Annotated in this window: 11 protein-coding genes and 1 tRNA gene; 10 read left to right on the top strand and 2 right to left on the bottom strand. The window is 70.6% G+C overall.

The window, feature by feature from the left end:
• Positions 1 to 177: 177 nt before the first annotated feature.
• The 4 genes from DI573_RS13200 (at position 178) to DI573_RS13185 (ending at position 2,976) form a co-directional block, all read left to right on the top strand.
• Entirely contained in the window at positions 178 to 798 is a 621-nt protein-coding gene (locus tag DI573_RS13200) for a helix-turn-helix transcriptional regulator (protein WP_292815167.1), read from the top strand.
• Positions 770 to 1,861 (top strand): site-specific integrase, encoded by a 1,092-nt coding sequence (locus DI573_RS13195; RefSeq protein ID WP_292815164.1) that lies wholly within the window; start codon positions 770 to 772, stop codon positions 1,859 to 1,861. The genes DI573_RS13200 and DI573_RS13195 overlap by 29 nt, the downstream gene beginning before the upstream one ends.
• Positions 1,862 to 1,940: 79 nt before the next feature.
• Positions 1,941 to 2,013: transfer RNA gene (locus tag DI573_RS13190), tRNA-Thr, on the top strand.
• 3 nt (positions 2,014 to 2,016) lie between these two features.
• Complete coding sequence (locus DI573_RS13185) at positions 2,017 to 2,976, top strand: DMT family transporter (RefSeq protein ID WP_292815161.1); 960 nt, start codon at positions 2,017 to 2,019, stop codon at positions 2,974 to 2,976.
• Here the strand turns inward: DI573_RS13185 and DI573_RS13180 are convergent.
• Together DI573_RS13180 and msrB are read right to left on the bottom strand one after the other, a co-directional pair.
• Positions 2,967 to 3,506 (bottom strand): nitroreductase family protein, encoded by a 540-nt coding sequence (locus tag DI573_RS13180; protein ID WP_292815158.1) that lies wholly within the window; start codon positions 3,504 to 3,506, stop codon positions 2,967 to 2,969. The two genes, DI573_RS13185 and DI573_RS13180, sit on opposite strands and share 10 nt — an antisense overlap.
• The gene (msrB, locus tag DI573_RS13175; protein WP_292815155.1) at positions 3,503 to 3,904 is read right to left on the bottom strand and encodes a peptide-methionine (R)-S-oxide reductase MsrB; all 402 of its coding nucleotides are present in this window, start codon (positions 3,902 to 3,904) and stop codon (positions 3,503 to 3,505) included. The genes DI573_RS13180 and msrB overlap by 4 nt, the downstream gene beginning before the upstream one ends.
• A gap of 75 nt (positions 3,905 to 3,979) precedes the next feature.
• On the opposite strand from msrB, the gene DI573_RS13170 reads away from it, so the two are divergent.
• The 6 genes from DI573_RS13170 to groL all read left to right on the top strand — a co-directional run.
• Positions 3,980 to 4,987: a DUF2332 domain-containing protein gene (locus tag DI573_RS13170; RefSeq protein ID WP_292815153.1), complete on the top strand. Its 1,008-nt coding sequence runs from the start codon at positions 3,980 to 3,982 to the stop codon at positions 4,985 to 4,987.
• A 9-nt stretch (positions 4,988 to 4,996) separates the two neighbouring features.
• Positions 4,997 to 5,266: a DUF3263 domain-containing protein gene (locus DI573_RS13165; protein ID WP_292815150.1), complete on the top strand. Its 270-nt coding sequence runs from the start codon at positions 4,997 to 4,999 to the stop codon at positions 5,264 to 5,266.
• Positions 5,267 to 5,350: 84 nt separating this feature from the next.
• Positions 5,351 to 5,911, top strand: a complete 561-nt coding sequence (locus DI573_RS13160) for a LytR C-terminal domain-containing protein (protein ID WP_292815148.1) — start codon at positions 5,351 to 5,353, stop codon at positions 5,909 to 5,911.
• A 155-nt stretch (positions 5,912 to 6,066) separates the two neighbouring features.
• Entirely contained in the window at positions 6,067 to 6,273 is a 207-nt protein-coding gene (locus tag DI573_RS13155) for a cold shock domain-containing protein (protein WP_292815145.1), read from the top strand.
• A gap of 93 nt (positions 6,274 to 6,366) precedes the next feature.
• Positions 6,367 to 7,467 (top strand): DUF3048 domain-containing protein, encoded by a 1,101-nt coding sequence (locus DI573_RS13150; RefSeq protein WP_292815142.1) that lies wholly within the window; start codon positions 6,367 to 6,369, stop codon positions 7,465 to 7,467.
• Between the two features lie 125 nt (positions 7,468 to 7,592).
• A partial coding sequence (groL, locus tag DI573_RS13145) for a chaperonin GroEL (RefSeq protein ID WP_292815140.1) occupies positions 7,593 to 8,849 on the top strand: 1,257 nt, incomplete at its 3' end.

Below are 8,849 nucleotides of genomic sequence, written 5' to 3'. Positions count from 1 at the left end.
ATCTCAGGCAGATTCGCCGCGCCGGGAGCTGGCGGCTCCGGCGCGGTGTCTGAAGCGGGAGCGATCTCTTTCGTGGGCATGCGGTGGTCCTCTCTCATGGCATATGACGCTATGCCGTCTCTCTGATTGCTACACTCTAGCATCACGTATTACGACGTCAAGCCGTGAGGAGTCCGCGTGGCGGAAAAGGACGAGAGTGATCTACTGACTCTCGAAGATCGAGCGTTTGCTAGGGCTCTGCGGAGCGTGCGAGAGGCTCGTGGCTGGAGCCAGGGAGAGCTCGCGTCTCGGCTTGTCGATCGAGGGCTCCGGCACGTCAGTCAGGTGACCATCTCCCGGATCGAGCAGGGCAAGCGCGCCGCGAGGCTGGGCGAAGCGGAGGCCATCGCGGGCTTGGTAGATCGACCGCTCGCCCTGATGACGTCCATCGATAAGAGGGCCCAATTCGCTCTCATGAATCTTGACCTGATCGGTCGTGGGGTGCAGGTTGAACGAGATCTCCTCGCGCTGGCTGAGACTGCCGGGGTTACTTGGGCCGATATGGAGGTTGAGCTGTTGGCCTTCGAGCGTCTCTCTGCTTCGGCGAGTGTGCGGGAGCGGGAGGTTGAGGCTGAGACCAGAGAGGCGATGGAGCGCTATCGGACCGCGGCGCAGTCGCTTCTGAGCATCCCGCTTGCCGAAGAGTTCGCCGAGCACTTCGAGAAGCACAGAGGCAAGCGGCGCGATGGTTGGAGTGAGTTGGAGAAGACCGTTCGTGACGAGTCGGCAAATGGCCAGGCCGCGGACCCCGCTGAGTAGTCACGGCGCGATCAGCGTCGTCGAGATCTCGCCGGGTCGGTGGCGAGCGCGCACACGGTATCGGTTCGATGATGGTCGGCTGCGGCAGGTGGAGCGGTTCGCGGCGACGAAGGCGAAGGCGACGACGTCATTGCGGGCGGCGTTGACGACGTTGCAGTCGGCGTCGGGTGTCGAGGTGCGGCGTGAGACGAAGCTGCGGGATCTCGGCAAGCGGTTCTTGCAGGCGAAGGCGGGGCGAGCGCCGCGGACGGTGGAGGCGTACACGCACAGCGTCGAGCGGGTGATCGGGCCGCGGATCGGTGACCTGTCGATCGCTGAGGCGACACCGGATCGCTTGCAGCGATTCCTTGACGTCGTCGCGCTCGAGAATGGCCCTGGGGCGGCGAAGACGGCCCGGGCGGTGCTGTCGGGCATGATGGGCCTCGCCGCGCGCTCAGACGCCGTCAGAGCGAACCCGGTGCGCGAGCTCGCCGCGGTCGAGTCGACCCGGCAGGGTGCCGTGGCGGTGCCGCTCGACGAGCTCGCCGGCATCCTCGAGCGGGTCGCGGCCGATGAGCGCCTCGTCGAGGTCGACATGGTCGATCTGCTGGTGTTCATCGCCGGCACGGGCGTGCGGATCAGCGAGGCGTGCGCGCTGCGCTGGGATGACGTCGACCTCGCCGCCGGCACCGTGCGAGTGACGAAGTCGAAGACGAGCGCGGGGGAGCGTCGCATCACCGTGCCGGCCGCGCTGCTGGGCATGCTCGGCGATCGCCGTGTGCGGGGCGGGCCGAACGACGATGCCGTGGTCTTCCCGACCGTCCTCGGCCGCGAGCGCAACCCTCGAGCGGCTGCACGGGAGTGGGCGGCCGCGAGGGAGCGGCTCGAGCTGCCCGAGGGCTACACGTTCCACGCGTTCCGCAAGACCGTCGCGACCGCGCTCGATCAGGCCGGCCTCACGGCGAGGGACGTCGCGGAGTACCTCGGGCACACGAACCCGGCCCTCACGCAGACGGTCTACATGTCGAAGACGGTCGGCGGTCGGCGGGCTGCGGACGCTCTAGACTCGGTGTTGAGAAAATGAATGTGCGGGGTTTGTGCGGGGTCGAGTGCCACCTAACTGCTCAGCATCACCAGAAATCCGCGTGATTACGCGCTTCGCCGCCGGCTTGGCGCAATTGGTAGCGCACCTAACTTGTAATTAGGGGGTTGCAGGTTCAAGTCCTGTAGCCGGCACGCATGAGGGGGTCGCGGGTGCACCGACGGCTTCCCGCTCCGGTCGCCGTGGGCGGCGCCGTGCTGGTGGGGGCGCTCACCGCCGTGCAGACCCACATGAACGGCGCGCTCGGACGCGCGCTGGATGACGGCTTCGTCGCCGCCGCGATCTCGTTCGGGTCGGGACTCGCCCTCGTGCTCGTCCTCGTCGCCGTGCTGCCCGCGGGCCGCGCGGGAGTCGGCCGGCTCGTGCGCGGCATCCGCGTGCGCGGGGTGCCGTGGTGGATGCTGTGCGGCGGCGCCGCCGGAGCCTTCACGGTCGCGAGCCAGGGCTTCACCGTCGGTGTGCTCGGCGTCGCCCTCTTCACGGTCGGGGTGGTGGCGGGGCAGACCGTGTGCGGGCTCGTGCTCGATCGCGCCGGCTTCGGACCTGGCGGCGCCGTCGCGGTGACGCTCGGCCGCACGGCCGGCGCGGCGCTGGCCCTCGCGGGCGTGGCCGTTGCGGTGGCGGGAGTTCCGGCGGGCGTGCCGTGGCCCCTGCTCGTGCTGCCGTTCCTCGCCGGCGCCGGTATCGCGTGGCAGCAAGGTACGAACGGGCGCCTGCGCCAGCGGATCGACTCGGCGATCGTCGCGACCGCCGTGAACTTCGCGGGCGGCACGCTCCTGCTCGTGATCGCGGCGGCGGTGCGCGTGGCGGTCGTCGGACCGCCCGAGGCTCCACCGGCCGATCCCTGGGTGTGGCTGGGCGGCGCGACCGGTGTGGTGTACATCGCCCTCTCTGCCGCCCTCGTCCGCCACACGGGCGTGCTGCTGCTCGGGCTGGGTTCGGTCGTAGGCCTGCTGACCACCTCGCTCGTGCTCGACGCGCTCGATCCGCCGGAGGGAGGCGGCGCGCTCGTGCCGGCGGCGGTCGCCGCGGCGATCGCCCTACTGGGTGTCGTGGTGGCGGCGCGCCCGTGGCGCCGCCGGTCGCGTCAGGGCTGAGGCATCCGCGAGACGAAACGGCGCGCGTCGACGCCGCGCCGGTACCCGCCCCGGCGCCGGTCGGGTTTGCCGCCGACATAGAGCCAGCCGAGCAGGTCCTCGCTCTTCTTGAGCCCGTGCGCCTTGGCGACCGCTTTCGCGCGGGTGTAATGGCCCGTGCGCCAGATGACCCCCCACCCCGCCTCGTCGAGCAGCAGGCTCAGCACGTGGGCGACGCCCGAGGCGACGGCCTCCTGCTCCCAGCGCGGCACCTTGTCACTCTTCCGGGGGCTCGCCACGACCGCGATCAGCAGAGGGGCGCGCAGCGGCTTGCTCGAGATGCCCTTGTCGCCCTCGGCCTTGGCGATGGCGCGGCCGAGGGTGTCGCGGTCTTCGCCGCGCAGCTCGATCAGGCGCCAGGGGGTGAGGCCCGAGTGGTCGGCGACGCGCCCCGCAGCCGAGACGAGCTCGAGCAGTTCGGCGTGCGAGGGCGCCTCGGCGGTCACCTTCGACCAGGAGCGACGGGCGCGGACGGCGTCGAAAGCGGTCACGAGGCTGCGGTGAACCCGAGCGCAAGCGAGTTCATGCAGTAGCGGTCGCCGGTCGGCGTGCCGTAGCCGTCGGGGAACACGTGGCCGAGGTGCGATCCGCAGGTGGCGCAGCGCACCTCGGTGCGCAGCATCCCGTGCGTGCGGTCCTCGATCAGCTCGACCGCCTCGGGGCGGACGGATTCGTAGAAGCTCGGCCACCCGCAACCCGAGTCGAACTTGGTGCCGCTCCGGAACAGCTCTGCATTGCACGCGGCGCAGGTGTACAGGCCCGCGCGGCTCTCGTCGAGCAGCTCGCCCGTGTAGGGGCGCTCGGTCGCGGCCTGGCGCAGCACGGCATACCGGTCGGCGTCGAGCTGCTCACGCCACTGCGCGTCGCTCTTGTTGACGGCGTAGGTCATGTCTCCTCCTGTTCGCCTTCTATTCAACCCCGGATCTGTCGGGTCGGTTCCCGGTTCGCGGGATTGAATGGGGGGATGCCGTCACACGATGCCGCTTCGCGCTACGCGCGGTTCGCCCGCGACGAGGCGCCGGGCCGCTCGCCGGTCTACGAGGAATGGGCGCGTGCGGTGGCGGACTCCGCGTCGGCGTGCGCCGTGATCGACCGGCTGCCCGCGAACCGGCGCCAGCCGCCGCTCGTGTTCGCGGTGGCGCGGATGCTGGGGGCGCGGCCCTTGCCGGGCGTGCCGTTCGTGGAGTGGCTCGTGCGTCACGCGGACGCGCTCGTCGCCGAGGCCGCTCGACGCTCGGTGCAGACGAACGAGCCGCAGCGCTGTGCGGCGCTCGTGCCCGCGCTCAGTCTGATCGAGGGGCCGATCGCCCTCATCGAGGTGGGGGCCTCGGCCGGGCTGTGCCTTCTGCCCGACCGGTACGCCTACCGGTATCGCGGGGCGGCCGAGGTCGATCTCGACCCCTCGGGTGGGTCCTCTGTCGTGCTCGAGTGCGAGGTGCGGGACAGCAGCGTGCGGGGCCGCGGCGTGCCCGCGCTGCATCTGCCCGAGATCGTCTGGCGCGCGGGCATCGATCTGGCACCCCTGAACGCGGCGGATCCGAGTGATCGGGCGTTCCTGACGACGCTCGTGTGGCCGGGCGAGACGGGCCGCGAGGCGCGCATCTCCGCGGCGCTTGACGTCGCCGCGGCCGACCGACCGACGATCGTCGCGGGCGATGCGACGGATGCCGGGGCGCTCGAAGCCCTCGCCGCCCGGGTCCCATCGGGGGCGACACTCGTCGTCTCGACACCCGGCGTGCTCCCGCACGTGCCCTTCGCGGGCCGGCAGCGCATGCGGGCGGCGATCCGCGATGTGGGCGCGCGCTGGGTCTCGCTCGACCCGCCGGGGCTCGAGGCGAGTGCGGGGGAGGGGGTGGACGGGGCGAGGTGGCCGGGCTTCGTGCTCGGGCTGGACGGGCACGCGCTCGCCGCGTGCGACCCGCTCGGGGGCTGGCTGGAGTGGCGTAACGGCTCGTCGCGCGCCGCGGGTTAGCGTGGGGCCATGCCCGAGCCCCTCACCGACGACGAGCGCGCGATCCTCGCGTTCGAGGGCGAATGGCTGCGGCACGCGGGCGCGAAGGAGCAGGCGATCCGCTCCGACCTGGGGCTCGCCCCGGCCCGGTACTACCAGCTGCTCGGCCGGCTCATCGACTCGCCCGCCGCCCTCGCGCACGACCCGATGCTCGTGCGGCGACTGCGCCGACTGCGCGACCAGCAGGAGCGCACCCGGCGCGCGCGGGAGCGGGCGCTTCCCGCCGAGTTCCGGGGCTGACGCGCCCCGACCTCTGCCGGGCCTCGCCCTGACGCGCCCCGCCCCCTGCCGGGGCCGCGGGGACGCCGCCGGTAGCATTCTCTGGTGCCCACGCCCCCGAAGGACCGATTCGACGACCTGCCGCCGTCCGCCGGTCGGGTCGGGGCGCACCGCGCCGAGAACCCTCGCGTGCGCGGGTGGGTCGTCTTCCTCTGGGCGCTGGTCGCCACGATCGTGCTCGTTGCGGCCGGCATCTTCGCCACCCTCCTCGGGCAGGGCCGGATCGTGCTGTTCCCCGAGCCCGTGCCGACGGTGGCACCCACACCCACCGTCGCCCCCGTGGTCGATACGTCCTATTCGGTGCTTGTGCTCAACGGCACCCCGCAGGACGGTCTGGCCACTCAGCTCAAGGACGAACTCGTCGCGCAGGGCTGGGCGGACTCGAACGTCATCGCCAGCAACGCCGGAGACCGCGAGTTCGCCACGACGACCGTCTACTACGCCGCGTCCGAGGCCGAAGCGGCCGCCCGCGGACTGGCCGATCTGATCGGCGCGGCCGAGGTCATCCTCGACCCCGAGTACCCGCTGCCGGGCACCGCGGCGACGCAACTGACGGTGGTCATCGGTCTCGATCGAGCGACCGAGGCCCCCGCTCCCGAGGAGTGATCCGCACCCGCTGAGGGGTGGATGCCGCCCCTGATGTTTCCGCGGAGTTAAGAGTTCGCGGCCTGCATGTCAACAGTGGCGCCAGCGGCGTTTCAGGGCGCGCGGCGCTGGTTATTCTGGCGCAGACGCACCCCCCGCAGCACAGGAGTACACGCATGGCCCAAGGCACTGTCAAGTGGTTCAACGCCGAGAAGGGCTACGGATTCATCACCGTGGCGGACGGCGGTCAGGACGTCTTCGTCCACTACTCGAACATCGACATGACGGGTTTCCGCGTGCTCGAAGAGGGACAGGCCGTGGAGTTCACGGTCGGCTCGGGGCAGAAGGGCCCCCAGGCCGAGTCCGTCCGCGTCGTCGCCTGACCCCGACGTGATCGGGTCCTCGCGGAGGACACATCGCGCCCGTGCCGCCGTGTCGACCGGTCTCGGTCGTCGCCGCCGCCTAGTGTGACGCGCATGATCCCGACCGCGCGCCGGCGCGCGACCTCATCGCGCGCGCCCCGCCGCCGCTTCGTCATCGCCGCGACGTCTCTGGCGATATCGCTCTCCGCCGTGCTCGCCGGGTGCGCGGGCGCACCGGTCGCAGACCGCACGAGCGCGGCAGCCACCCCGACCGCCACGCCCTCCGAGACGGCCACCCCCACCCCCACGCCCGAGCCGCCCGCGACGGCGCTCTCGCCGCTGCGGGGAACCGAGGTGCTCGCCGACTCGATCACCGGTCCCGCCCTCACCGCCAAGATCGACAACCATCCCGCCGCCCGCCCGCAGGTGGGGCTCGAGCGTGCCGACATCGTGTTCGAGGAGCTGGTCGAGGGGGGGCTGACCAGGTACGTGGCCGCGTGGTACTCCGATGTGCCGGAGCAGATCGGACCGGTGCGCAGCATCCGCCCCATGGATCCCGACATCGTGAGCCCGTTCGGCGGGGTCATCGCCTACTCGGGCGGTCAGCAGCGGTTCGTCGACATGATGGTCGCAACGAACGTGCACAACGCCATCCACGGCGGCGCCGACGATGCCTACATGTTCCGCACGCGGACCAAAGCCGCCCCGCACAACGTGCTCGTCGAGGCGCAGCGGCTGCGGGCCGCCTATGCCGGCATCGCCCCGCCCGCGCAGCAGTTCGCGTACTCCGCGCGGCCGCAGACGGCCTCCGCGGCGGCGTACGGGTCGCCGGCCGCGGGCTTCGACCTCTCGTTCTCGCCGCGCGAGACCCGCTCGTGGCGGTGGGATGCGGCATCCACGCGTTATCTGCGTGCACAGAACGGCGTGGCCGATCTCGACGCGTCGGGGGCGCAGCTGGGAGCGACGAACGTCGTCGTGGTCTCGGTGGACATCGACTGGGCCTACGGCGAGATCCCGCGCACCGTCATGGTGGGCTCGGGCACCGCGTGGATCGCGACGGGCGGCAAGGTCGTGCAGGCGACGTGGACCAAGCCGTCGCGAGAGGCCCCGATCGCGCTCACGAACGCGTACGGCATGCCGATCTATCTGGCGCCGGGCAACACGTGGGTCGAGCTCGTGCCGGCCGGATACGGCGGGGCGGTGGGCGTCGTCTGAACGCCGCGCCACGGGGCGGCGCACGGCGGCTTGCACTCTCCAGGGGCGAGTGCCAGAATGGGTTAGCACTCGATCAAGTTGAGTGCTAAGTCCAAACGCCTACGTCCGGGAGGGACGACACACTTATGGCAAAGATCATCGCTTTCGACGAAGAGGCCCGCCGTGGCCTCGAGCGCGGCCTGAACATCCTCGCCGACGCCGTCAAGGTGACGCTCGGCCCCCGCGGTCGCAACGTCGTGCTCGAGAAGAAGTGGGGCGCCCCCACGATCACGAACGACGGCGTCTCGATCGCCAAGGAGATCGAGCTCGACGACCCGTACGAGAAGATCGGTGCGGAGCTCGTCAAGGAGGTCGCCAAGAAGACCGACGACGTCGCGGGTGACGGCACCACCACCGCGACCGTGCTCGCTCAGGCGCTCGTCAAGGAGGGCCTGCGCAACGTCGCCGCCGGCGCCGACCCCATCTCGCTCAAGAAGGGCATCGAGAAGGCCGTCAAGGCCATCACCGACGAGCTTCTCGCCAGCGCCAAGGAGGTCGAGTCCAAGGAGCAGATCGCTGCGACCGCCTCGATCTCGGCCGCTGACCCCACCATCGGCGAACTCATCGCCGAGGCGATCGACAAGGTCGGCAAGGAGGGTGTGGTCACCGTCGAGGAGTCGAACACCTTCGGCACCGAGCTCGAGCTCACCGAGGGCATGCGCTTCGACAAGGGTTACATCAACCCCTACTTCGTCACCGACCCCGAGCGCCAGGAAGCGGTCTTCGAAGACCCGTACATCCTGATCGCGAACCAGAAGATCTCGAACATCAAGGACCTTCTGCCCATCGTCGACAAGGTGATCCAGGAGGGCAAGGAGCTCCTCATCATCGCCGAGGACGTCGAGGGTGAGGCTCTCGCGACCCTCGTGCTCAACAAGATCCGCGGAATCTTCAAGTCGGCCGCCGTCAAGGCCCCCGGCTTCGGCGACCGTCGCAAGGCGCAGCTGCAGGACATCGCGATCCTCACCGGCGGCCAGGTCATCACCGAAGAGGTGGGCCTCAAGCTCGAGAACGCGACGACCGACCTGCTCGGCCGCGCCCGCAAGGTCATCATCACCAAGGACGAGACCACCATCGTCGAGGGTGCCGGTGACTCGGCTCAGATCGAGGGTCGCGTGACCCAGATCCGTCGCGAGATCGACAACACCGACAGCGACTACGACCGCGAGAAGCTCCAGGAGCGCCTCGCCAAGCTCGCCGGTGGCGTCGCCGTCATCAAGGCGGGTGCCGCGACCGAGGTCGAGCTCAAGGAGCGCAAGCACCGCATCGAGGACGCCGTGCGCAACGCGAAGGCGGCCGTCGAGGAGGGCATCGTCCCCGGTGGTGGCGTCGCGCTCATCCAG

Source organism: Microbacterium sp. (assembly GCF_003248605.1).
GTDB lineage: Bacteria > Actinomycetota > Actinomycetes > Actinomycetales > Microbacteriaceae > Microbacterium.
This window is presented reverse-complemented; position numbering and strand designations above follow the sequence as displayed.

Excerpts from the sequence above, each read along its gene's own strand:
- DI573_RS13195 (WP_292815164.1), top strand. The coding sequence starts at position 770 with ATGGCCAGGCCGCGGACCCCGCTGAGTAGTCACGGCGCGATCAGCGTC.
- DI573_RS13185 (WP_292815161.1), top strand. The coding sequence starts at position 2,017 with ATGAGGGGGTCGCGGGTGCACCGACGGCTTCCCGCTCCGGTCGCCGTG.
- msrB (WP_292815155.1), bottom strand. The coding sequence starts at position 3,904 with ATGACCTACGCCGTCAACAAGAGCGACGCGCAGTGGCGTGAGCAGCTC.
- DI573_RS13170 (WP_292815153.1), top strand. The coding sequence starts at position 3,980 with ATGCCGTCACACGATGCCGCTTCGCGCTACGCGCGGTTCGCCCGCGAC.
- DI573_RS13165 (WP_292815150.1), top strand. The coding sequence starts at position 4,997 with ATGCCCGAGCCCCTCACCGACGACGAGCGCGCGATCCTCGCGTTCGAG.
- DI573_RS13155 (WP_292815145.1), top strand. The coding sequence starts at position 6,067 with ATGGCCCAAGGCACTGTCAAGTGGTTCAACGCCGAGAAGGGCTACGGA.
- DI573_RS13150 (WP_292815142.1), top strand. The coding sequence starts at position 6,367 with ATGATCCCGACCGCGCGCCGGCGCGCGACCTCATCGCGCGCGCCCCGC.